Annotated in this window: 20 protein-coding genes; 16 read left to right on the top strand and 4 right to left on the bottom strand. The window is 54.0% G+C overall.

All coding sequences use genetic code 11. The annotated features are described in order from the left end of the window. Positions 1-7: 7 nt before the first annotated feature. Together Ga0123462_RS01800 and Ga0123462_RS01805 are read right to left on the bottom strand one after the other, a co-directional pair. Positions 8-1,645: a DUF2235 domain-containing protein gene (locus Ga0123462_RS01800; protein WP_100264727.1), complete on the bottom strand. Its 1,638-nt coding sequence runs from the start codon at positions 1,643-1,645 to the stop codon at positions 8-10. An 89-nt stretch (positions 1,646-1,734) separates the two neighbouring features. After that, a complete protein-coding gene (locus tag Ga0123462_RS01805; RefSeq protein ID WP_100264728.1) occupies positions 1,735-2,679 on the bottom strand; it encodes a homoserine kinase in 945 nt (314 codons plus the stop codon). A 205-nt stretch (positions 2,680-2,884) separates the two neighbouring features. Between Ga0123462_RS01805 and Ga0123462_RS01810 the strand changes: the two genes are divergently transcribed. The 16 genes from Ga0123462_RS01810 to Ga0123462_RS01880 all read left to right on the top strand — a co-directional run bounded on the left by Ga0123462_RS01810 (position 2,885) and on the right by Ga0123462_RS01880 (position 21,345). Further along, a complete protein-coding gene (locus tag Ga0123462_RS01810; RefSeq protein ID WP_100264729.1) occupies positions 2,885-4,744 on the top strand; it encodes a sensor domain-containing diguanylate cyclase in 1,860 nt (619 codons plus the stop codon). Positions 4,745-4,858: 114 nt separating this feature from the next. Then, positions 4,859-6,145: a UDP-N-acetylglucosamine 1-carboxyvinyltransferase gene (gene murA, locus Ga0123462_RS01815; protein ID WP_100264730.1), complete on the top strand. Its 1,287-nt coding sequence runs from the start codon at positions 4,859-4,861 to the stop codon at positions 6,143-6,145. Further along, positions 6,146-6,814: an ATP phosphoribosyltransferase gene (hisG, locus tag Ga0123462_RS01820; protein WP_100264731.1), complete on the top strand. Its 669-nt coding sequence runs from the start codon at positions 6,146-6,148 to the stop codon at positions 6,812-6,814. 10 nt (positions 6,815-6,824) lie between these two features. Next, entirely contained in the window at positions 6,825-8,126 is a 1,302-nt protein-coding gene (hisD, locus tag Ga0123462_RS01825; RefSeq protein ID WP_100264732.1) for a histidinol dehydrogenase, read from the top strand. Next, the gene (hisC, locus tag Ga0123462_RS01830) at positions 8,123-9,157 is read left to right on the top strand and encodes a histidinol-phosphate transaminase (RefSeq protein ID WP_100264733.1); all 1,035 of its coding nucleotides are present in this window, start codon (positions 8,123-8,125) and stop codon (positions 9,155-9,157) included. The genes hisD and hisC overlap by 4 nt, the downstream gene beginning before the upstream one ends. Next, positions 9,154-9,741 (top strand): imidazoleglycerol-phosphate dehydratase HisB, encoded by a 588-nt coding sequence (gene hisB / locus Ga0123462_RS01835; RefSeq protein ID WP_100264734.1) that lies wholly within the window; start codon positions 9,154-9,156, stop codon positions 9,739-9,741. Before hisC ends, hisB begins: the two co-directional genes overlap by 4 nt. 121 nt (positions 9,742-9,862) lie before the next feature. Beyond that, positions 9,863-10,495, top strand: coding sequence for an imidazole glycerol phosphate synthase subunit HisH (gene hisH / locus Ga0123462_RS01840; RefSeq protein ID WP_100264735.1), 633 nt, complete (start codon positions 9,863-9,865; stop codon positions 10,493-10,495). After that, complete coding sequence (gene hisA, locus Ga0123462_RS01845) at positions 10,483-11,226, top strand: 1-(5-phosphoribosyl)-5-[(5-phosphoribosylamino)methylideneamino]imidazole-4-carboxamide isomerase (RefSeq protein WP_100264736.1); 744 nt, start codon at positions 10,483-10,485, stop codon at positions 11,224-11,226. The genes hisH and hisA overlap by 13 nt, the downstream gene beginning before the upstream one ends. 103 nt (positions 11,227-11,329) lie before the next feature. Further along, positions 11,330-12,085, top strand: coding sequence for an imidazole glycerol phosphate synthase subunit HisF (hisF, locus tag Ga0123462_RS01850; RefSeq protein ID WP_100264737.1), 756 nt, complete (start codon positions 11,330-11,332; stop codon positions 12,083-12,085). A 137-nt stretch (positions 12,086-12,222) separates the two neighbouring features. Beyond that, a complete protein-coding gene (locus tag Ga0123462_RS01855) occupies positions 12,223-12,789 on the top strand; it encodes a YfiR family protein (RefSeq protein WP_100264738.1) in 567 nt (188 codons plus the stop codon). Positions 12,790-12,844: 55 nt separating this feature from the next. Next, positions 12,845-15,472 (top strand): PAS domain S-box protein, encoded by a 2,628-nt coding sequence (locus Ga0123462_RS01860; protein WP_198507362.1) that lies wholly within the window; start codon positions 12,845-12,847, stop codon positions 15,470-15,472. A gap of 341 nt (positions 15,473-15,813) precedes the next feature. Continuing rightward, a complete protein-coding gene (locus Ga0123462_RS01865) occupies positions 15,814-17,754 on the top strand; it encodes a TonB-dependent receptor plug domain-containing protein (RefSeq protein ID WP_232726514.1) in 1,941 nt (646 codons plus the stop codon). Between the two features lie 36 nt (positions 17,755-17,790). Then, positions 17,791-18,597, top strand: coding sequence for an AmmeMemoRadiSam system protein B (amrB, locus tag Ga0123462_RS11440; RefSeq protein ID WP_198507363.1), 807 nt, complete (start codon positions 17,791-17,793; stop codon positions 18,595-18,597). Then, positions 18,590-19,168 (top strand): AmmeMemoRadiSam system protein A, encoded by a 579-nt coding sequence (gene amrA / locus Ga0123462_RS11445; RefSeq protein WP_198507364.1) that lies wholly within the window; start codon positions 18,590-18,592, stop codon positions 19,166-19,168. The genes amrB and amrA overlap by 8 nt, the downstream gene beginning before the upstream one ends. Next, positions 19,165-20,244, top strand: a complete 1,080-nt coding sequence (amrS, locus tag Ga0123462_RS01875) for an AmmeMemoRadiSam system radical SAM enzyme (RefSeq protein WP_100264740.1) — start codon at positions 19,165-19,167, stop codon at positions 20,242-20,244. The genes amrA and amrS overlap by 4 nt, the downstream gene beginning before the upstream one ends. A gap of 192 nt (positions 20,245-20,436) precedes the next feature. After that, on the top strand, positions 20,437-21,345 hold the full coding sequence (locus Ga0123462_RS01880; protein WP_100264741.1) for an adenylate/guanylate cyclase domain-containing protein: 909 nt from the start codon (positions 20,437-20,439) through the stop codon (positions 21,343-21,345). A gap of 89 nt (positions 21,346-21,434) precedes the next feature. Here the strand turns inward: Ga0123462_RS01880 and Ga0123462_RS01885 are convergent, their stop codons facing one another. Further along, complete coding sequence (locus Ga0123462_RS01885) at positions 21,435-22,157, bottom strand: competence/damage-inducible protein A (RefSeq protein ID WP_100266435.1); 723 nt, start codon at positions 22,155-22,157, stop codon at positions 21,435-21,437. A gap of 90 nt (positions 22,158-22,247) precedes the next feature. Beyond that, positions 22,248-23,177: a protease HtpX gene (gene htpX / locus Ga0123462_RS01890; RefSeq protein WP_100264742.1), complete on the bottom strand. Its 930-nt coding sequence runs from the start codon at positions 23,175-23,177 to the stop codon at positions 22,248-22,250. Between the last annotated feature and the right edge of the window lie 34 nt (positions 23,178-23,211).

The following is a 23,211-nucleotide window of genomic DNA, read 5'->3' on the forward strand; positions in this document are numbered from 1 at the left end:
CGGAAGCCTAGCCGGTTTTCTCGTGTGCTTTGATTGCATCAATAAGCCAGTGCCGGAGATCTTCGCAGGCATTCACCGTTTGCTTACTGAGGTGTAATTTCAATCCGAGAAGTGAAGCGAACACAAGGACTCCGCCTAACAGGTAATACTGTTGATCTATTAAGGCCATCTGGATCAGTCCACCAAAGAAATCAGGCAATACATAGTTCAGGACATCACCAATATGGCCTGGAATGCCATCTCCTCCAAGGTATGTTTTGCCAGCCAACCATAATTTCCCTGCAGACCCAATGATCACTGCCGTGAAAGCAAACATTGCAGCGTAAAGCCATTTGCGAAGGAGGACATATGTGTTGATCGTTTTTCGCGTTTCTCCCCACTTGTCGTGATTGCCTGGGTTCAGGAAGTATGAAGCAGAAGAGCTGCTGTCTACGACCCTGAATTTACCGGGTAGATGGCCAGGAGCATAGTGTCCGGTTCTGTGTCGGATGCGTTCAATAACACTGCTATGAATTTTGATGTCACCAGTAATCGCAGGTATGGAGTTATCATACCTCTCGCCCTTGCACAGCTTCTCGATTTCACGCGGATGATAGCGGTAGTAGATGGCGAGCCCTTCACGCGAGTCGTAGATGCGGCCAAGGGCATGGCTTTCATCGAAGACCTTATCAATAGCATGATTGTGAGAATCACTTTCCACGGATGTTGCTGCCAGCTCTTTTTCCGGTGCGATATCGGGACTGCCTGCCAGGTCATTGAAATGGAGCTCTTCAAGGCCTGGTCTTTTCATCATCCAGTACAGGGCAACGTTGGCAATGCCGGCCCGACCGTAACCGCCGCCTACATTGGAGTGCATGCCGGAAAACCAGACCTGTTCAACCGTGGTCTTGGCATCCTTTTTCCCGGAGACCTTATGGATGCGCTCTTCAATCCAAAGTTCTGGCCAGAATGCAGCCCGCTCGTCATCAATCGCCATGGCATGGTAAGCGTAGCGGAGGTTGTCAGTAAGGTCGTAGTTATAGAAGCTGTGCGGAGCAATAACATTGGTGATGGACTCGACAACTGGGGAGATTGTTTTAATGAGCAGGGACAGAGGGTCTGGTGCATCTTTCTGTCTCGGGAAGCCAAGGGCGGAAACGGTATCCCAGACGCCCACGAACTGGATATCGATGGTTCCATGGGTCACGCCTTTGATTTCATCGATGTGCCGTAGCTCGCCCTTTTTGCTCTTCCTGTACTCTTTGAATTTTTCTTCAACGAGATTCTTTAAATCCCGGCGTTTTAAATCTTTACCATCGATCAATCCGCAGGCTGCGATAAAACCCGTAAAGGCCCGGATCGTGGCGGCGCCGCGACTGAAGCCAAAAAGGTATACCCGGTCTCCAGGAGCGTAATTTCTGGCAAGATACTCGTAGAGATCTCTTACATTTCTACTGAAGCCCCAGCCAAATGCGCCACAAAATGCCCGAAACACCCTGTTCTTCTGTGTGCCGACACCGTTGTCGTAAAATGCGATCTGCTCACTGGTATTATCATCCGAGTAGTGTTTATCCACTGCCTTGTAAATTTTGTAGACATTGGTGTCCGGCGTGGAGCCACCCAGGTTACCTGTTCCGTCGGCACAGAGAATGATGTTTTTTGACATAATCCCGCCCCCTACTTCCCTTTGTTACTGCTGTTTTTATATAGCAGAGAAGGCGAGAAATGCAATGATGGGGTGTTGGTTACAGCGCTCTAAATATGGCGGTGGTAGAGAAGCTTGTGGCGATACTCCTCCGGATCCTTGGTCTGGGTCATGGCTCCTCCGCGAGGGAACAGGGCATCGTAGAGGCGGGATACCCAGAAACGCAATGCGCCAAGCCTGAGCAGCAGTGGAAGCGCCAGCTTCTCCTCCTCATCCAGCGGCCGCAGTGAAGTATAGCCATCAAGAAAGGCTTCGATGCGCGCATTGTCATCTTCACAGAGCAGCACAGCCTGTGCATTAAGCGAGATGGCAATATCCATCGCATAGGGAGCATCATGGGAATAGTAGAAATCGATCACCCCCGAAGCGTTGTTGCCTTCAAAAAGAATATTGTCGACAAAGAGGTCGCCGTGAATCACCCCTTTTGGCAGTGAATCCCAGCAGCAGGATTGCTGAAAGGCCAGCTCGTTCGTTAGAAGTCGGGCTGCTTCTTCACCATAGGTGCTTCGAGTACCGTCGAGCACCTCTGCAATCTTCTCCTCAAGCCATGGCATGCCGGTCGGATTGCCGCGCCGCTCCTCAAATTCAGCGCCGGCCAGATGGAGTTGTGCCAGTACACGTCCCGAAGAGAAGAGCTGCTCTTTGTTCAGTTCGTCAAGCGTCCGGCCGCTCAGGCATGAAACAATGCACCCCTGCTTGCCATGAATTTCGAAGAGCGATGATCCATCTTTGCGCTGCATGACATCAGGACATGCCAGGCCATGGTGGGCGAGGTGATGCATCAGGCGCATGAAATAGGGGAGCTCTTCTGCATTCATGCGTTCGAAAATGGTCAGGACAAAGCGGGCGCTGTTTTCACTCCCCTCGGTTTCGACAAAGAAATTACTGTTCTCTATGCCTGCAGCAATGCCTTCAAATGAGGTCAGTGTGCCGAGATTGTAATCAGCGAGAATATCAGAAACATCGGATCTGGTGAGTTCGGTATAGACGGACATGGCGGGCAAGGCTAGCGGATAGTTCGGACAAAAGTCATCCGAATCTCATGCGGATTTGGGGTGATTTTATTGTGAATGGGTGATCATGGCTCATTTTTTTCTCCTCTGGCTTAAGTCTTTTGCCATCCATCCGATGGAGTTTCAGATCTCTTTGTTGTAGCAATTGCTGGCCAGGGAGATATCTGCTGCTGGAGAAGGGGGGTGTATGACGCTGCGAAAGAAGAGTTTCTGGTTTACTGCGGTTGTCTCCTTTGTGTTGATCGTTATTTTTTCGGTGCTGACGATCCAGTCTTTCAACTATTTCAGCATGGGAACCATTCGTGAGCAGGGTCGCATGGCTGCTGAGATGCTGCGAATCACGCTGACCGAGCAGATGCGTACGGGGGTGATAGAAGAGCGCGAGATGCTACTCAAGCGGATGCGTACAATTCCGGGGTTGGTGGATGTTCGTGTGATGCGAGGGGAGCCTGTCATTCATCAGTTCGGGCCCGGGAAAAATGGTGAACAGGCCAGGCTCGATATGGAGAAGCGGGTGCTTGCTACTGGCAAGTGGGAGGAGTCTCTGATTGCTGTGGATGACGCTCCGGTCTACCGAATTACAATCCCCTATATAGCCAGCAGTACAGGGACGCTAAACTGCATGCAGTGCCATGATGTTCCCGAGGGAGCGGTTAACGGCGCGGTTACGCTTGGCTTTTCGCTTGAAGAGATGGAGAAATCTGAGGCCCTTGCGATTGTGCCAATTGTACTTCTTCTGATTGTGTTTGGCTTAGCGCTTGGCTATTTCCTCAAGCGCCTGCTCAAGCCTGTGGTCGCCACTGCTGAGAGCTTGCGAGGTGTAGTGGTTCAGGCTGAGAAGGGTGACTTCTCGGGGCGTATTACGGCAGCCAGTAGCGATGAGATCGGAGAGATCGCGACGCAGACCAACAATTTGATGGATACGCTGGAGCAGAGCATGGGCAAGATTTCTGCGTCAATCAGTTCCCTTGGCGATCGCACAAGCACCAGTAATAATGGACAGAACCTGTTGACCCACACCGTGCATGTTGTTGACGAGATGGTTGGGGCTGCACGTTTCAAGCAGGCGGTTGAGGATGATCTCGACCTGGATGAGATATATGCACGAATCCGCCGCGTGATGGGGGAGCATTTCGAGCTCACTAGCTTTTCCTTTTACAGCATTGATGGTGAGACGGAGGGGTTGAAGCCTCAGTTCGTTGAAGGGGTGGAAGGAGAGGCTGGGCTCTGGTGTGACCCGGAGATACTTGTCTCTCCCCAGGCGTGTAGGGCAAAACGGACGGCTGGCTGCGTGTCCAGTATTAATAATCCGCAGATATGTAGTCGCTTCTGCGGAGGTGAACAGAAGCATGTCTGTATCCCGATGATGCTCTCCGGGCGCGTAGGGGGAATTTTGCAGGTTGTCATGTCCGAGGATGATGTTCAGCGTCTTCCCGACATTGAGCAGACAGCTAGCATCTATCTTAACGAAGCGGCACCTGTAATTGAGGCGCGCCAGCTGATGCAATCTCTGAAAGATACCGCCATGAGGGATCCGATGACGGGCCTCTACAATCGACGCTTCCTAGAGGATTACATTGAGGTGCTGGCTGCCAATACGATTCGCCAGAAGTCGACACTCGGCGTACTTATGGTTGATGTCGATTTCTTCAAACAGGTGAACGACAACTATGGCCATGATGTTGGTGACCAGGTAATCAAGGGTCTTGCCGAACTGCTTAAGAACACAATTCGCACCTCTGATCTGGCTATTCGTTTCGGTGGCGAGGAGTTTATGGTGTTGCTGCCTGATACGGATGCCGATGGCTGCATGCTGCTTGCTGAGAGGATTCGTAAGGAGATGGAGGGCACGCAGTTTGCAACGCCTCAGGGGTCGCTGAAGAAGACGCTCTCTGTTGGTATTGCACTCTTCCCCGGCGAGAAAAGCGAGGGGTTCTGGGCCACAGTGAAGTTCGCCGACATTGCACTCTATCAAGCCAAGGAGCAGGGCAGAAATCGAACATTGATGTTTGAGAGTTCAATGTGGGACGAAGGCGGGGAGTACTGACCGAAGCGCAGACTCCACTCCCTGCGCCTGCTGTTTGAGGGCCAAGGGCTTCAAAACATTGTTCAGATGCGACTGAACGGCTAGCGTTCGGCTCCTTTATGTTGCGAGAATTTAATGGATAAAATCATCATTCAGGGTGGCAATGTGCTGTCCGGAACAATCGAAGCCAGTGGCGCAAAAAATGCGGCGCTGCCGCTGCTTGCCGCATCGATCCTTGTCGATGGCCCCGTCACCTATCACCGCATCCCGCACCTGAAAGATATATCTACGATGATGACACTGCTGGCATGGCAGGGTGCAGATGTTGCTTATGATGACCAGTACTGCCTGCATGTAGACACGCGACCCGCCTCCAAGTCCGAGGCGCCTTACGAACTGGTGAAGACCATGCGCGCCTCCTCACTCGTGCTCGGCCCGCTGCTGGCCCGCTTCGGCGAGGCGAAGGTGAGTCTGCCGGGTGGCTGTGCCATCGGCGCACGTCCTATCGACATGCATCTGAAAGGCCTTGAGGCGATGGGGGCCGAGATCGAGGTTGAGCAGGGCGATATTATCGCCCGTGCCCCGAACGGCCTCTCTGGCGCACATATCGTATTCGATCAGGTGACAGTGACTGGTACTGAGAACCTGATGATGGCTGCCGTGTTGGCGAAGGGTGTCACGGTTCTCGATAACGCAGCGCGTGAGCCTGAGATCGTCAATCTGGCTGAGTCACTGCGCGGTCTCGGGGCGAAAATCGAGGGCGATGGATCGAACAGCATCAGGATCGAGGGTGTCGACCGTCTTGAAAGTGGTGAGATGACCACGATCGGCGACCGAATTGAAGCGGCTACCTATCTGGCTGCCGGGCTGATTACCGGCGGGGATGTGACCGTAACCCAGATTGACCCTTCCATGCTTGAGGCATTTCTGGCTCGGGTGCGCGACACCGGTGCGCTTGTTGAAACCGGCGAGGATTATATCCGCTGCAAGGCGCAGGGGCGGCTGAAGGCAGTGGATATCCACACGCTTCCGCATCCCGGCTTCCCTACCGACCTGCAGGCTCAGTTTCTGGCGCTGATGACGTTGGCCGATGGAACCAGTGTGATCCGTGAGACGATCTTTGAGAACCGCTTCATGCATGTGCAGGAGCTGGCCCGCATGGGTGCCAGGATAAGGCTTGACGGTAATACCGCTGTGGTGACCGGTCAGGAAAAGATATCCGGCGCTCCGGTGATGGCAACCGATCTGCGCGCGTCCGCATCACTGGTGCTGGCAGGGTTGGCAGCAACAGGTGAGACCACCATTTCCCGCGTTTACCATATTGACCGCGGTTATGAACGAATTGAAGAGAAGTTGAGCCGGCTCGGAGCGAGAATCGAGCGGCACAGTGCCAGTGAGAACTGGGTGCAGGGAGCACGCTGAATGTCTGATACCCGACCGTTAACGATTGCCCTCTCAAAAGGGCGCATTCTTGAGCAGACACTACCGCTGCTCGAGGCAGCAGGTGTAACGCTGTATGAGGATGTGCAGAAGACGCGCAAGCTGATGGTGGATGGCGATATCGACGGCAAGCCGGTCCGCTTCCTGATTATTCGTGCCGCGGATGTCTGCACCTATGTTGAGCAGGGCGCTGCAGATATCGGTGTGGCCGGGCGCGATTCTCTTCTCGAATATCACCCGCATGTGTTTGAGCCGCTCGATCTTGGTATCGGACGCTGCAGGCTCTGTGTCTGCGGTCCGAAAGCCCTGGTTGAGGCTGGTCCTCCTGAACGCGGCAGCCGCATCCGGGTAGCAACCAAGTATGATCAGCTGGCAAGTGACTATTACATGTCGCAGGGAGTGCAGGCGGAGATCATACACCTTTACGGCTCAATGGAGCTGGCACCACTGGTGGGCATGGCTGAGCGCATTGTTGATCTGGTTGAAACCGGCAGCACACTCAAGGCTAACGGGCTGATTGAGGAGATTACATTGTGCGACATCTCCAGCCGCCTGATCGTCAATCCGGCCAGCTTCGCCACGCGTAAGGTGCAGATTCAGCCGATCATTGAGAAGCTTAGGCAAGCAGTAAACGATAGAGATAAGGGATAAGGAAAGGATTATGAGCAACATTCTTCGACTGGATTCGCAGCAGGAGGGCTTTGCAGAAAAGCTGGATGCACTGCTATCACGCGAGGCCGATACAGGTGCCGATGTACAGGATCTGGTAGCGGGCATTCTTGCCGACGTCAAAAAGCGCGGTAATGCGGCTCTTTGTGAATATACCGAACGTTTTGATGGCTGGGCCTGTACGGGTGAAACCATTGAGATCAGCCGCGAACGTATGGAAAAGGCGTGGAATGCCGTATCCGATATGGATCGCGAAGCCCTACAGCTCTCCGTTGATCGCATCCGCGCCTATCACGAGCATCAGCAGCAGGATGACTGGGAGTATACCGACAGCGTCGGCATGACACTCGGACAGCGTATCACCCCGCTGGACCGCGTCGGTCTCTATGTGCCGGGAGGCAAGGCCGCTTATCCATCTTCGGTGCTGATGAATGCCGTGCCTGCCGTGGTGGCCGGCGTTGAAGAGATCGTCATGGTGGTTCCGACGCCGGGTGGTGAGATCAACGAACTGGTGCTGGCCGCGGCATTCGTCTCCGGCGTGCAGCGCGGTTTCGCGGTAGGCGGTGCGCAGGCGGTTGCAGCCCTTGCTTATGGTACTGAAACCATTCCTGCCGTTGATAAGATCGTTGGTCCCGGCAACAAGTTCGTAGCAGCGGCCAAGCGACAGGTGTTCGGCACCTGTGGTATCGACATGATTGCAGGCCCTTCCGAGATTGTGGTTGTGGCCGATGGCGGTGATCCGGCATGGATTGCTGCCGATTTCCTCTCGCAGGCCGAGCATGATGAAGCGGCGCAGAGCATCCTGGTTTCCACAGACGCCCATCTTCTCGTTGAAGTGGCCCGCTCGATCGAGGCGCACCTGCAGGTGTTGCCGCGCAGCAAGATTGCGCGAGCCTCTGTCGAGTCGCACGGCGCGCTGATTCATGTGCAGAACTGGGAAGAGGCGGCAGATGTCGTTAATGTGATTGCTCCCGAGCATCTGGAGCTGGCACTTGAGAATCCGGACGAAATCCTGCCGATGATCAAACATGCCGGAGCGATCTTTATCGGCCATTTCGTGCCGGAGGCGCTCGGCGATTATATTGCAGGCCCGAACCATGTTCTTCCGACCAACCGCACGGCCCGTTTCTCCAGTCCGCTGGGTGTGTATGACTTCCAGAAGCGCAGTAGCGTGATTCGCGCCACGCGCGCGGCCGTAGAGGCAATCGGTCCGGCTGCAGCACACCTGGCGCACCGAGAGGGACTGCAGGCGCATGCGCTGACCCTTGAGCTACGCCTGAAAGAGAAAGCATGATAAGAAACGATATCAAAGCGCTATCGGCATATCACGTGCCGGACAGCAGCGGCATGATTAAGCTCGATGCGATGGAGAATCCTTTCTCCATGCCGGATGATTTGCGTAAACAGTGGGCAGAGAAACTGGCAGGCGTGGATATCAACCGTTATCCGGATGCCGATATGTATAAGCTGAGGGCCAAGATTGCCAGCCATGAAGGCGTGGAGCCTGAGCAGGTGCTGCTGGGCAACGGTTCGGATGAAATCATTCAGATGATCCTGATTGCCACTGTTCCGGGAACATGTGTGATACCGAGCCCGACATTCGTCATGTATAATCTGGTTTCACAGTGGCTGAAGCGCCCTGTGGCGACAGTACCTCTGGCTGAAGATTTCACCATGAAAGAGGAACACTTTTTGCAGGTGTGTGCACGCGAGAAGGCTGTGGTTGCTTTCCTTGCCTGCCCGAACAATCCGACAGGCAATCTTTGGCGTCAGGATAAGGTCGAAATGATTGCCCGGGGAATGAGCGGCATGCTGGTCATTGACGAGGCTTATGGCCCGTTTTCTGAGCGCACCCACAACCATCTTATCGGCCCCAATGTGATGGTGTTGAAGACCTTTTCAAAGGTGGGCTGGGCAGGCTTGCGAATGGGTTACCTGCTAGGTGATGCAGAGGTGATTGCACAGCTGAACAAGGTGCGTATGCCATACAATATCAATGCCCTGACTCAGGCTTCGGCAACCTTCCTGCTGGACCATTTCGATGTGTTTGAGAAGCAGGTGGCTGAGCTCCGCGATGAGCGTGAACGCATGGCGGCAGCACTGGCTGATATGAAGGGCATTGAAATATTCCCTTCCCAGGCCAATTTCCTGCTGGTCAGGGTGGAGAATTCGAATGCTGTGTTCGAGTCGCTAAGGCAGGCCGGTATCCTGATTAAGAACATGCATGGTTCAGACAGGCTGCTGGATAACTGTCTGCGCATCACGGTCGGCAGTCATGAAGAGAATGATGCGGTACTGGCCGCAATGAGGGGGATAGTGGCATGAGTCGAGAGGCAGCAATTGAACGCACCACCAAAGAGACTTCGATCAAACTGAGCCTGAATCTGGATGGATCGGGCAGTGCCGATCTTAACTCCTCGATTCCGTTTCTGGATCACATGCTTGAGCAGATTGCGCGCCATGGCTTGATTGATCTGAATGTCGATGCCAAGGGAGATCTTGAGATTGATGCGCATCATACGGTCGAGGATATCGGCATCTGTCTCGGTGAGGCACTCAGGGAAGCGGTTGGCAACAAGGCCGGCATCGTGCGCTATGGACATGCATATGTGCCGCTTGATGAGGCGTTGTCGCGTGTCGTACTCGATTTTTCAGGACGTCCGGGCCTTGAGTACAATATTCAATTCCCGAAAGAGACAGTCGGTGGTTTTGATGTGGAGCTGTTCAAGGAGTTTTTTCAGGCGGTTGCCAACCATGGACGCATCACGCTGCATATCGATGCGATTCGTGGCGATAACAACCACCACATCATCGAGACCGTATTCAAGGCATTCGGCCGTGCACTGCGCATGGCGCTTGAGTCCGATCCGCGCCAGTCAGGCATTCCGAGCACCAAAGGCGCCCTCTGATTTGTTGCTCCGCCCTTTGCCATCCATGGCTCCGGTCTCGGTACGTTCACATACGGGCTCGTGTGAATCGCCCGCCCCCGCATCGTGCGGGGAGTATGCAAGAGTTTCTTAAGAAGGACTTATGAAAGTAGGACTTATTAATTACGGCATGGGCAACCTGCACTCGGTGGCCAAGGCACTGGAAAAGGCCGGCGGCGAGGTTGAACTGGTTGCCGATGCCGAAGCACTGAAACAGTGCGACCGTATCGTTTTGCCGGGGGTGGGTGCATTCCGCGACTGTATCGGAGCGCTGAAAGCCAGCGGCATGGAGACGGCAATCAGAAGTGAAGTTAATGCAGGCAAGCCGTTTCTCGGTATCTGCCTCGGCATGCAGGTGCTGATGGACCTCTCTTATGAATTTGGCAGGTATTCCGGCATGGGCCTTATTCCCGGTGTGGTCAGGGGATTTCCTGAGGATCACGCGGCACGCGGCTTCAAGATTCCGCACATGGGCTGGAATGATGTGATCTTCTCATCTGAAAAAGAGAAGCATCCGGTGCTGCAGCCTCTGGAGGGTAAGCAGGTGTATTATGTGCACTCTTACTGCTGCATGCCCGAGAATCCGGATCACCTGCTTGCGGCCTGCTCCTACGGCGACTACCCGTTCGCAGCCGCGATCGGTCGTGACAACATTGTGGGTGTGCAGTTCCACCCGGAAAAAAGTCAGGGCGCTGGCCTGGCACTACTGGAGGCATTCCTGCAATGGAATCCATAAAGACGTTCGAACTTATTCCCGCCATCGACCTGAAAGGGGGGCACTGCGTGCGACTGAAGCAGGGGCGCATGGATGATGCCACCGACTACGGCGATGATCCGGCCGCCATGGCTGCCCACTGGCAGTCGCTGGGAGCCACGCGCCTGCATGTGGTGGACCTTGATGGCGCTTTTGCCGGCAAGCCGGCCAACCGGGCGGCCATTCGCGGCATCTGCGACGCCCTCGATATCCCGGTTCAGCTTGGTGGTGGACTGCGTGACCTTGCGATGATTGAAGGTACGCTGAACCTTGGCATCAATCGTGTAATTCTCGGTTCGATTGCAGTCTCCAATCCATCGCTGGTGGAAGAGGCGTGCAAGGCATTCCCAGGGCAGATATGTGTCGGCATCGATGCCAAAGGCGGCATGGTTGCCGTACATGGATGGGATGATGTCACCGATGTGAAGGCGGTTGATCTGGCGCGCAAGTTCGAAGATGCAGGCGTATCGGCGATCATCTACACCGACATTGCCCGTGACGGCATGCTGACCGGCCCGAACATCGAGGAGACGGTGAATCTGGCCAAGGCGATCTCCATTCCGGTGATTGTCTCCGGCGGCGTGGCAAGGATGGACGATGTGGCCGCCTGCGCAGCGCACGTTAATGACGGCATCTGCGGTGCCATTACCGGTCGAGCGATTTATGAGGGAACTATCGACTTTGCAGAGGCCATGAAGGTTCTTGGCGCATGAAACGGAACTCTTTCTTTCCTGCACGATGCAGGGCAAGCGAATGTGGTGAGCTCGTAAGCGAAGCGATTGGGTTCAGAGGGAAGCGTGTCCTGAGGCGTATCAAATGCTGAGCAAACGCATCATTCCCTGCCTTGATGTGGCACACGGCCGTGTTGTAAAAGGTGTTCAGTTTGTCGATATCATCGATGCGGGCGATCCGGTTGAAGCTGCGGTCAAGTATGATCAGCAGGGGGCGGATGAGCTCTGTTTTCTCGACATTCGCGCCAGCCACGAGAGCCGCGACACCCTCTATCACATGGTGACCGAGGTGGCGGAACACGTATTCATGCCGCTTACCGTTGGCGGAGGTGTGAAGGCGCTCTCCGACATCGAGAACCTGCTGCATGCCGGAGCCGACAAGGTCTCTATCAATACCGCTGCGATCTTTACACCAGAACTGGTCAAAGAGGCGGCTGAGCGTTTCGGCTCTTCCACGATTGTCGTGGCGGTTGATGCCAAGCGCGTCGAGGATCATTGGGAGTGTTTCACCCATGGCGGCCGCAAGCCGACCGGCATCAATGCAGTGGAGTGGGCCAAGCGCATGTCCGATTATGGTGCAGGAGAGATACTGCTCACCAGCATGGATGCCGACGGCACCAAGAACGGCTACGACATTCCGCTTACGCGTGCCGTATCCGATGCCATTACCGCCAATGTAGTGGCCTCAGGCGGTGTCGGAACACTCGAGCATATGGCTGAAGGGCTGAAGGCGGGCGGAGCCGACGCGGTACTGGCTGCCTCTATCTTCCATTTTGGTACCTACACCATCGCCGAGGCCAAGGCCTTTCTTGCTGCGCAGGGGATTCCCGTCCGTATTTGATTACTTGAAAAAAAATGCCATGCTTTATGATTAAAGCAACAGAAGGGGCTGGTATCGGTTAGGTGTGGCGTATTATTCGGGGTTGTTCTAAACCTCTGAAGTTGAAGGGCGGAGCCCCTCAAAAGCGTGCAGGAAGCATGTGGAGAACAGCAGGTCGCCAAAGTCTGGTTGCGATCTGCCTCCTGCTATGCATGGCATTGCCTGCCACCTCCTTTGCGACCGATCAGATTAAGGCCAGAGCGGACGATTTGAAGTCCGTCTATATCTTTAACTTTATACGTTTTACGGAGTGGCCCGAGAATGACTCCGGGCAGGGCGACTCAGCTACAACACTTAATATTCTCAACAACGACAGAATCCTGGAAATACTCGAAGCGATTGCAGCCAAGCCAGCAGGACGCCAGGTCGGCCTGAAGCTGCAGTCATGTAAAGATGAGGCCTGTATTCAGGGTAGCTCAGTGCTCTATATTGGAGAGTCAGAGTGGAGCGGGCTAGATCCCCTTCTCAAGCTTGTTGATGGACGCCCCATATTAACTATTTCCGATATCCCTGGCTTTGCCGAACGGGGCGGGATGATCGAAATCAAATATCACAACGAAAAACTCACCTTTGCGGTCAATTTGCAGGCTGTGGAACGCGCTGGCCTCTACATCAGCGCACAGCTGTTGCAGTTGGGTGATGTGGTTGGGAGGAAGAATGAATAGGACCTCTTCTACTTCTATTCAGCGACAGCTCCAGCGGTTTTTTATACTCACGCTGGTGATAACTGTGCTGATCATGGGGGCTGTATGGAGCATTTATAACCGGACCCTGCTTGAGCAAGAGGCTGAACGTGTACTGATTGTTGAGAGTGACATCATCGGCTCGGCTGCCAGGCCTGCATTGATGTTTAATGACCAGCGTATGGCTAGTGAGCTACTGCGGGCGATGAAGTTCGATCCGGATATTTCCGTTGTAAAGCTTTTCACAAGCGATGGTGATGTTCTGTACACATATACGGCTGATGATGTATCTCCGGAACTGGGCAAGGCGATCGACTTCCGGAGTAATCCCGGCAGCGCCTTCAATGATGGTAGCTTGCATCTCTACCGGACGGTTACTCACAAGGAGGATACTGTGGGGATGATCTATCTTGAGTCACGCCTCAACTACCTTCAAGAGAGCCAGAATGCCAGCGCGCTAACGGTGATCATGGTGATGGCCGGCTCCCTCCTGTTGGGCGTACTGCTGGCCAGTACTCTACAGCGGAGGATCGCTAAGCCCATCAGCTCACTGGCCAGTGTCATGCACAAAATGGCCTCCAAGAGCGACTACTCATTGAGGGCAGAGGAGTATGCATATAACAGGGAAACCAGTGATCTTCTAAGCGGCTTCAACAGGATGGCCGATGAAATTCAGAACAGTTTTGCGAAGATCGAAGAGAAGAACCTGCAGCTGCAGGAGAGCGAGAGGCGCTTCAGGAGTATTATCGAACAGGTACCCATGCCTGTGCTGATCAGCCGAAAAAGTGACGGTAAGATGCTGTTTTATAATCAGGCTGTTGCCCAACTGCTTGCTATCGACCCCTCGGCATCAAAAGTGTTCCACACGTTGAACTATTATCGCCACCCGGAAGACAGATCAAAGGTTATCGGGAAATTGAGAGATGAGGGGACACTCGTCGGGTATGAAATGGAGGCTGTTAAGAGTGACGGTACACCTTTCTGGATTTCACTCTCAGTTAGCCAGATTGGCTTTGAAGGAGAGGAGGTGCTCTGCAGTACCTTCATGGATATCACCGATCAGAAAGAGATCGAGAAGAGGCTGGAAGTGGAGGTGTCTGAGCGAACGCAGGAGCTTAAGAGTGCGCGTGATGAACTGCAGTCGACTCTCGATAATATGATGGATGTCTATTATCGCATCGCAACCGATGGCTCTGTTGAGTGGGTATCCAGTGCGATCACGCCTCTACTTGGGTACAGCGTTGATGAATCCATCGGCAAGCCCATGCAGTTGTTCTGGCCTGACAGTCCGCCCTTTTCAGAGGCGGTGGCGGCCCTGTCCGCAAACGATGGTGTGATGATGAACCATGAAATCCAGTTGCAGCACAGGCAGGGCAAAACAGTCTGGAGCTCCATATCCGCCCATCTGGTTCTCGATGGCAATATGGAGGCCAAAGCCATTGAGGGAGTGGTAAGGGATATCTCCCTGCTTGTTGAGGCAGAGGAGCGGAAGCAGGAGATGGAGAAGAAAATGGCTCACGTTCAGCGCCTTGAGTCATTGGGGGTTCTGGCCGGCGGCATAGCCCATGACTTTAACAATATCCTCGCCGGGATCATGGGCAATGCGGAGCTGGCAGAGCTGAACCAGCACTCCAACCTTCCGGTCGACAGGGAGCTGAAAAGTATTATCAACGGCAGTGTCCGTGCGGCAGACCTTTGCCGCCAGATGCTTGCCTATTCCGGTCAGGGCGCGCTCATCCGGGAGTCTGTTAATCTCTCTTCCCTGGTTAAGGAAACGGTTCACCTGATAGACGTTTCAGTCTCCAAGAAGGTCGCTATTACGTTTGACCTGCAGGCAGATATACCACCGATTTTTGCCGATAAAACCCAGATGCAGCAGATCATCATGAATCTGATTACCAATGCATCAGAGTCAATGGATGAGAAGAGCAGTGGAGAGATTCGTGTCTCAACCGGTTCAGTTCACGCCGGCAGAAGGGAGCTGGACTCACCCTTCATGGAGGAGAAACGGCCTGAAGGGGAGTATGTCTTCCTTGAGGTGATTGATAACGGCTGCGGCATGGATGAACAGGTCTTGGGCAGAATGTTTGACCCGTTCTTTTCCACCAAATTCACCGGGCGGGGCCTGGGCATGAGTGCTGTTCTCGGTATCGTGCGCTCCCATGGCGGAACCATTCATGTTGAGAGTAGTCCCGGCTCCGGGACAAGGTTCAGGGCCCTGTTGCCGGTCTATCTGGAAGCACCAGCCGTCGAGGTCGTGGATGGCGATACTGACCACGAGGAGCTGGCTGATAATAATCTGACCATCTTGGTGGTTGATGATGAGGCGATGGTACGATCCATCTTTGAAAGGATGTTTAATAAGCTCGGCTTTAAGGTGCTGCTTGCCGCTGACGGGGAAGAGGGGTTGAGGTGTTATCGGGAACATAAACATCAGATTGATGCCGTATTTCTTGATATGACAATGCCTAAAATGGATGGCAGGGAGACGTTGTCGAAGATGAGGGAGATGGGAATCAAGGTGCCCGTGGTGGTCTGTAGCGGCTACAGGGGGGAATCAGTCAGCAGCCAGTTTGACGATGCGCCGCCAGATGCATTCCTGCAAAAGCCCTTTTCACTGCAATCACTGCAACAGGTGCTTGGCATCTGTTTGAATGGAGATTAAAGGGGGAGAGTGATGACAACCATATTCTCATGGAAGAGAACCCTGCTTGGGTTAATGCTCACGCTTCCTTTGGTAAGTGACGCAGAGGATTACTTTCAGGCTGACCGGCCATTGCCTGAATGCGGATCTGCGGAACTCAAGTGTTGGCTATGAGAGGTTTGGGAGGCATCATTCTTGCTTGCTTTTATGGGATCAGGGATTGAGAGGGGGAGAGGCTCATGGAGAGGATTGGCTTGTTATTAAGGTACCCGGCAGGGGTGCTGTTTTCGCTGCTTTTGTCGGTGTCCGTGTCATCGTGGGCTACAGCTGCTGAAAAATATTCCACAGATGACCTTCTCGCCATGAACATTGAAGATCTGGTGAATGTTAATGTGACGACCCTCTCCAAACGTGAAGAGCGCTACATGGCAACAGCGGGTGCCGTTTTCGTGATTACCAGTGATGATATCAGGCGCTCGGGCGTCAGAAGTATCCCTGATGCCTTGAGGCTGGCGCCCGGTATGCAGGTTACACAAACAAATGCCAATCAGTTTCAGATAGGAATCCGTGGTCAGACCGACTTCTGGACAGATCTTCTTCTTGTCATGGTTGATGGCCGCCCGATTTATAACACGACATTTTCAGGGGTATGGTGGGTAGCCCAGAACTACCCGCTGGAGGAGATTGATCGCATCGAAGTGGTGCGCGGGCCTGGCGGTGCAATCTGGGGCTCCAATGCCGTGAACGGTGTGATTAACATAATCACCAAACATGCGGGTAAATCCCAGGGTTTACGTGTTACCGCCGGTGCAGGTACGGAAGAGAAAGGCTTTGGCAACATCAGATACGGCGCAAGCAGTGGCGGACTCGATTACAGGCTGTATGCCATGCGTGAAACGAGGGATGGCGGTTTGGCGAACGTTGACTCTTTTGGCTATCCTGCCGGTTCTGATATGCCTGATTTCAGGCGTATGAAGCAGCAAGGCTTCCGCCTCGACTGGCAGGCAAGTGCGGCGACCAGGGTTTCCCTGCATGGCGATGCCTACCAGATTCATTCCGGTCAGTTCGGTTACTGGATGCCAAACCCGACACCTCTGAATTTTGTCGAGTTCTCACGCAGCCATAATGGCTACAGCGGTAAGAACATAGTGTTTCGTCTGGAAAACGAGCTGATGCCGGGCATCGATTTTAAGGGGCAGCTCTTTTACGATCAGTACAAGGTGCATACGCGCATTATCCGAGAGAAGAAAGAGACAGTTGATGCGGATCTTCAGTTCGATTTCAGTGATGTTGCAAACCAGAATATCTCACTGGGTGCAAACCTGAGAGGGACCAGATCCCGCTTTGATAGCACGCCCCAGTTTCAGATGCCGTCGCGCACTACCGGCCTCACGTCGTTCTTTATCAATGATGAACTCTCCATGTTTGATGGCCTGTTCCGAATTATTGGTGGTGTAAAGGTGGAGAAGAACTCATTCACGAAATGGGAGTCGCAACCAAGCATCCGCGCTATTGCATCGGATGATGACTGGGCGATATGGGTGGCTGCATCCAAATCGGCACGCACTCCGAATGAGATGGAGAATGGTCTGCGCTGGAATCGGAAGGCTTCCGGGTGCTGGACCTCACCAGTCACCAGGGTGGCCTGTCTGGTCAGGCAGACGGGTGATGGCAATGTGCGGACCGAACATGTGAAGACATACGAAATCGGTGGTCGTGTGCGACCTACTGAAAAGAGCCTGATAGAGGTTTCTGCCTTCAAGATTATCTATAAGGGCGTACCTGACACCTGGCAGGACAGGAGCTTGGCCAATCCTCTTATTCCGCAGGCGATCGTACCTGAATACCTGAGGAATGTGCTTAACGGCAAGGCGGATGGTTTTGAGGCCAATTTCCGCCTCGAGGCTTCAGATAGTCTGACCCTTAAAGGCTCCTTAACCTTTCTGAATCAGGATTATGTCGATTACCCGATTGCTGACGGTGAAACCGTCTGGACTGTTCGCTCAAACCTGGAGCAGGATCCCAAGGTTCGGTTCCATGTTGGAAGCAGCTGGAGCCCGGTGAGAAGTCTGGAACTTGATGCCAACCTCTATTTTTATGGTCCGTTTCGAGACAACAATGTTACCGGTCATCACCGGCTTGACCTTCGTGCAGCTTACAAACCCTCAGATGAGCTTGAGATCAGCGTTGTCGGACAGGACATGCTTAAGCTGAAGCATGTGGAGAATGAGAGTAACTCGATGCAGTACGCAACCCAGCAGCAGCAGCGCTGGTATGTCCAGGCGACATACTCCTATGATTAGTCTACAATAGTTCCACCTGCTTTTCAGGAGGTGGCCATGTCAGTTCGTCCTGCAGCTGTGGCAGCACTATTTTATCCTGGCGATGCTCAGGAACTCTCTTCAGCCGTTGACACTTTTCTGGCTGCAGCTGCCTCACAAGCCTCTGCTATTGGCGCATGGCCCAGGGCCGTTATTGTGCCGCATGCAGGATACATCTATTCAGGTCAGACGGCTGCCTATGCCTACCAGGCCATTCGAGGTGCGAGCTTCAGTCGCGTGGCCCTGTTCGGGCCGGCACACAGGGTTGGCTTCTATGGTATGGCAGTGCCGGAGGCGGACAAATTTGAAACACCGTTGGGAGCCATTCCGATCAACAGAGAGGGGCTCCGTGAAGCCCTGAATCATCCGGACGTGCAGTCATCCGATCTTGCCCAGGCGCAGGAGCACTCTCTGGAAGTGCAGCTTCCTTTTCTACAGTCGGTGCTGGGCCATTTTGAACTGCTGCCGGTCTGTGTCGGCATGGTTGATCCCGAGGCGGTGGCCGAGGTGATGTCTCTCTTTCTTGAGGATCCGGACACACTGGTGGTGATCAGTTCTGATCTCTCGCACTTTCACGATTATGAGAGTGCCAGGGCGATAGACCATGCAACTGTAAACAGTATCTTGTCGATGCATGGGCCGATCGGCCACGAACAGGCGTGCGGTGCTACCGGTATTAATGCGCTGCTGCTGCTGGCAGAAAAACAGGGGCTTGTGCCCCGCCTGCTAGACTATCGCAACTCCGGGGATACGGCAGGAGATAAATTGCGTGTGGTCGGCTATGCTTCGATCGCATGGTTTGATCAGGAGTGTTTGAATGAGTGATACGGTTGACAAGGGAAAGGTCCTTATCGCGCTGGCCCGAACTGCTATTGCAAAGCGGCTTGGCCTTGGCAGTGAGCTGGTCTCTACTGAGGGAAAAACATGGCTGGAGAAACCGGCTGCCACCTTTGTTACATTGACACTGAACGGCGCACTGCGTGGCTGCATCGGATCACTGGAGGCGTATCGTCCGTTAATCGAGGATGTGCGCGGCAATGCCGAAGCGGCCGCGTTTCAGGATTCCCGGTTCACCCCATTGACTGCGGAGGAGTTTGCCAGTGTGAATGTTGAGGTCTCCGTGCTGACGGAGCTGGAAGCGATGCATGCCTACACTGAGAATATTGCCCTCTCCACGCTGCGTCCCGGTATCGATGGCGTGGTCTTCAAGTTCGGCATGTACAAGGCGACCTTCCTGCCACAGGTGTGGGATCAGCTGCCCAATCCGGTCGATTTTCTAGGCCATCTGAAGGTCAAGGCAGGGCTCTCCGCCGACTTCTGGCATCCTGAGGTGCTGCTCTTCAAATATCAGGTGAAGAAATATCGAGAAAAGGATCTCTCCACGGAAAGGGTATGATTTCAAGTCACTTCCCCGGCCGTTACTGGCACAGCCTTGCGGATGGTCGCATCCAGTGCGATCTCTGCCCTCGCGACTGCAAGTTGCACGATGGTCAGCGGGGACTCTGCTTTGTGCGCAAGTGCGAAGAGGGGAGGATGGTGCTCACCACCTATGGCCGTTCGTCGGGCTTCTGTATCGATCCGATCGAGAAGAAGCCGCTCAATCACTTCTATCCGGGTAGCAGCGTTCTCTCTTTCGGCACCGCCGGCTGCAACCTCGCCTGCAAATTCTGCCAGAACTGGGATATCTCCAAGTCGCGTGAGTTCGACCGGCTATGCGACGAGGCGAGCCCCGAGGCGATTGCGAAAACCGCCGAACATTGGGATTGCAAGTCGGTCGCCTACACCTACAACGATCCGGTGATCTTCCTGGAGTATGCGGTCGATACGGCCAAAGAGTGCAGTGCCCGCGATATCAAGAACGTGGCGGTGACTGCGGGTTATATCCATCCCGAAGCGCGCAAGGAGTTCTTCGATCACATGGATGCGGCCAATGTCGATCTCAAGGCGTTCACGGAGGATTTCTACCACAAGCTCTGCGTCGGCCACCTCGATCCGGTGCTTGATACGCTCAGGTATCTCAAGCATGAGACCGATGTCTGGTTTGAGATCACCACGCTGCTGATCACCGGCCACAACGATAGTGACGAGGAGCTGAAAGCGATGTGCGACTGGATCGCTGAGAACCTCGGCCCCGACGTGCCGCTCCACTTCACCGCCTTCTTCCCGTCATGGAAGATGCTTGATGTGCCGGATACGCCGCAATCGACACTGACGCGGGCCCGCAGGATCGGCATGGATGCGGGACTGAATTACGTCTATACCGGAAATACCCACGACAAACGCGGCGGTACCACCATCTGCCCCGGTTGCGGCAGTCGGATGATCGTGCGCGACTGGTACGAGATCGTAGAGCACCGAATCTCCCCCGAGGGTCACTGCATCATGTGCGACACCCCGATTCCGGGCCGTTATGAGGAGTTCGAAGACTGCTTCGGAGCCCGCCGCATCCCGATTCAGATTCACTCAGATTAAGTATCCGCATCCTGCCAATCACCAAGGGGTAATAACGGCCATTCCAAGACGGGCAAAGTGTAACAGCCATGGCATCTGCTTAGCGGTTCCCCGATTTATTCGATCCGGGAGTCGAAAGGGATAGCTCGCCGCGTTCACACCTTGCATTGAATCAAGTATGGTTCTATCTGAATTCAACCTTGGGGCATCGCCATGAAGTTTGCACATCTGGATAACGATAATAGAAAAATTGAAGTTTCAGATGATGAGTCGATTCTTCAGGCCTCATTAAAAGCAGGCATCAGGCACACGCATGCCTGCGGCGGCAATGCTCAATGCTCCACATGCAGAGTGGAGGTTCTTGATGGGATTCACCACTTCTCTCCGCGCAACGAAGCGGAACAAAGGATGGAGGCATTGCTGAATCTTCCGGAGACGGTTCGCCTTGCATGCCAGAGCCTCATCTCTGGTGATGTCACGATTCGCCGGCTTGTCGTCGACGAAATCGATAGCCGAATCATCAGGGATCAGCTCGCCAGCCATGATGAGAATTCGCTCGGCAGAGAGAAAAATATCGCGGTGATGTTTGTAGACCTTGCCAACTACACCAGCTTTGCGGAATCACTCCCCGCCTATGATGTCGTCCACGTGCTTAATCGTTACTACCTGACAATGAATGAGATTGTTACTCAGCATAACGGCGTAATCAGCGATGTCGCAGGTGACGGCATGTTGATTCTCTTTGGCGCCTGTAAAAAGAGCGATGGCCTTGTGGAGGATGCAATTGCGTGCATTCGCGCCATGAAGGAAAAAATGTCCGGGTTTAACGCCTATCTGCAATCGATGTATCACCGATCATTCGGCCTGAGGGCCGGTATCCATTTTGGTCCGGCCATTATCGGTCACTTCAGCACCGGCCCCATGAGCAAGGTCGCTGCGATCGGGGATACGGTCAATATGGCCAGCCGCATTGAACAGGCGAACAAAACATTCGGAACCCAGCTTCTTATCTCGGAGGCGGCTTTCTTGCAGGTCTCCACTGCATTGCCAGTCGGCAACTCACATCAAATTGAACTTAAAGGCAAAAGCGGCGTTCACACACTTCATGAGGTCTCACTATAGTCGTTATTGCTACCGACCTGGCTCCTCCATTCTTCCGGTAAAGAGGGCCGACCCGGTGAGCCGGCAGCCGGAAGAGGTCACTGATGATGTTAGTTTGAGATGGCCTTCAGCATGCTGTTAACCGAATCGACCGCTTCGTTGAGGCGGAGTTTATCCTGGCTTGAGAGGCAGATCTTGCCGCAGGGGTTGGGGCCGCAGCGTCCCGGGTAGGATCCGATCTCCACATCGTCAAACTGCTGCTGGATGGCGGTGAGCTGGTTGGCGAAGATGCTCTCTGCCAGCGCCACTTCAATCTCGATACGCTGATAAGGGGTGTCGCCGAAGTCGTCGAGGATGGAGTCCAGTTGCGATTCGAAGATGTAGGGGACACCGGCAAGGATATAGACGTTGCCGATGCGGGCGCCTGGTGCGATTGTTTTATCGCAGCGAATCAGTTTTGCTCCCTGTGGTACGCGGCTCATGCGCCTGCGCCCCTCGTTCATCCCCTCTTCGCCGTAGTGGTCGGTCATTGCCTGCACGATGTAGCTGTGTTCGATCAGCTCAACGCCAAATGCCTCGGCGATCGACTCCATGGTGATGTCATCGTGGGTGGGGCCGATGCCGCCGGAGGTGATCACGGCATCAAACTGCGTCCGCAGCCGGTTCAGGGTTGAGATGATGGCATCGGCCTCATCGGGAACGATGGCAACTTCAGACAGTCTGCAGCCGCGATTAAACAATTTGCCGGCGGCATAATAAGCATTGGCCTCGCGGGTGCGCCCGGAGAGCACCTCGTTGCCGATAACCAGAATCGCTGCTGTTTGATGCGCCATGGACATATCATAGATTGAGAGTCAGAGGATCGCCACTACAAGTAAAAAGGCGCACCACGGTGCGCCTTTTTACAGTCATGCCATTGTGATTTAGTTGCGATTCCTCAACGCGGCGATACGCGCCTCGGTGGATGGGTGTGAGGCGAAGAGGTGCATCAGACCACTGCTGCGTCCATGGATCTTCATCGTTGCCAGCGCATCCTTCGGAGCAAGTGCTGATTCATGCTGCTCTTCAACCGGTTCAACGCGGTGCGCCAGCGCATCGATCTTCTGCAGTGCACTGATCATCGCATCGGCTCCGTAGGCATTTGCAGCATAGGCATCAGCCTTGAATTCGCGGCGGCGCGAGTGCCACATCACCACGATCATGGCGAGGATCGAGAAGAGGATCTGCAATATGATATCGACGATAAAGTAGAGCATGTAATTCATCTCGCCGTCGCGGGATCCGGCGCTGGCCACCAGTCTCGCGATCATGCTGGCCAGGAAATAGACGAAGGTGTTCATCAGCCCCTGCAGCAAGGTAGTAGAGACCATGTCACCGCTGTCGACATGGCCGACTTCGTGGGCAAGTACGGCTTTCAGTTCCGCATCGGTCAGGTTCATGGCCAGGCCCGATGAAACGGCTACCATCGAATTGTTGCGCGTTGGACCGGTGGCAAATGCATTGGGGGCATCATCCCAGTAGACCCATACCTCAGGCATCTTGATGCCTGCTCGTTCAGCGAGCTCTTTCACGGTGTTGTAAACCAGCTTCTCTTTCGGCGTGGAAGGGTCGGTTACCTGCTGCATGCGGTACATCCGCTTGGCCATCGGTTTGCTCATCAACAGTGAAATGAAGGCGCCGCCAAAGCCGAATACCATCGCCCATGCAAACTGATGGGTGGCGAAAGCGCCACGTACATCGATGCCGAACATTGGCAAAATGAAGTGAATAAGAATATTTCCTGAGATGATCAGGGTGAGAAAGACCAGTAAATTGGTGATGATTAACAGGAAAATACCTTTTAAGCCGCGCATGAAAACTCCTTTTTATATTGTCAGGTTAAATGTG

This window comes from Mariprofundus ferrinatatus (assembly GCF_002795825.1).
Classification (GTDB): Bacteria; Pseudomonadota; Zetaproteobacteria; order Mariprofundales; family Mariprofundaceae; genus Mariprofundus; species Mariprofundus ferrinatatus.

Coding starts and splice junctions, on each gene's coding strand:
- hisF (WP_100264737.1), top strand. CDS start 11,330: ATGCTGAGCAAACGCATCATTCCCTGCCTTGATGTGGCACACGGCCGT.
- Ga0123462_RS01810 (WP_100264729.1), top strand. CDS start 2,885: ATGACGCTGCGAAAGAAGAGTTTCTGGTTTACTGCGGTTGTCTCCTTT.
- Ga0123462_RS01855 (WP_100264738.1), top strand. CDS start 12,223: ATGTGGAGAACAGCAGGTCGCCAAAGTCTGGTTGCGATCTGCCTCCTG.
- hisG (WP_100264731.1), top strand. CDS start 6,146: ATGTCTGATACCCGACCGTTAACGATTGCCCTCTCAAAAGGGCGCATT.
- amrS (WP_100264740.1), top strand. CDS start 19,165: ATGATTTCAAGTCACTTCCCCGGCCGTTACTGGCACAGCCTTGCGGAT.
- hisA (WP_100264736.1), top strand. CDS start 10,483: ATGGAATCCATAAAGACGTTCGAACTTATTCCCGCCATCGACCTGAAA.
- hisB (WP_100264734.1), top strand. CDS start 9,154: ATGAGTCGAGAGGCAGCAATTGAACGCACCACCAAAGAGACTTCGATC.
- Ga0123462_RS01805 (WP_100264728.1), bottom strand. CDS start 2,679: ATGTCCGTCTATACCGAACTCACCAGATCCGATGTTTCTGATATTCTC.
- hisD (WP_100264732.1), top strand. CDS start 6,825: ATGAGCAACATTCTTCGACTGGATTCGCAGCAGGAGGGCTTTGCAGAA.
- murA (WP_100264730.1), top strand. CDS start 4,859: ATGGATAAAATCATCATTCAGGGTGGCAATGTGCTGTCCGGAACAATC.
- hisH (WP_100264735.1), top strand. CDS start 9,863: ATGAAAGTAGGACTTATTAATTACGGCATGGGCAACCTGCACTCGGTG.
- amrA (WP_198507364.1), top strand. CDS start 18,590: ATGAGTGATACGGTTGACAAGGGAAAGGTCCTTATCGCGCTGGCCCGA.
- amrB (WP_198507363.1), top strand. CDS start 17,791: ATGTCAGTTCGTCCTGCAGCTGTGGCAGCACTATTTTATCCTGGCGAT.
- Ga0123462_RS01800 (WP_100264727.1), bottom strand. CDS start 1,645: ATGTCAAAAAACATCATTCTCTGTGCCGACGGAACAGGTAACCTGGGT.
- Ga0123462_RS01885 (WP_100266435.1), bottom strand. CDS start 22,157: ATGGCGCATCAAACAGCAGCGATTCTGGTTATCGGCAACGAGGTGCTC.
- htpX (WP_100264742.1), bottom strand. CDS start 23,177: ATGCGCGGCTTAAAAGGTATTTTCCTGTTAATCATCACCAATTTACTG.
- hisC (WP_100264733.1), top strand. CDS start 8,123: ATGATAAGAAACGATATCAAAGCGCTATCGGCATATCACGTGCCGGAC.
- Ga0123462_RS01865 (WP_232726514.1), top strand. CDS start 15,814: ATGAACATTGAAGATCTGGTGAATGTTAATGTGACGACCCTCTCCAAA.
- Ga0123462_RS01880 (WP_100264741.1), top strand. CDS start 20,437: ATGAAGTTTGCACATCTGGATAACGATAATAGAAAAATTGAAGTTTCA.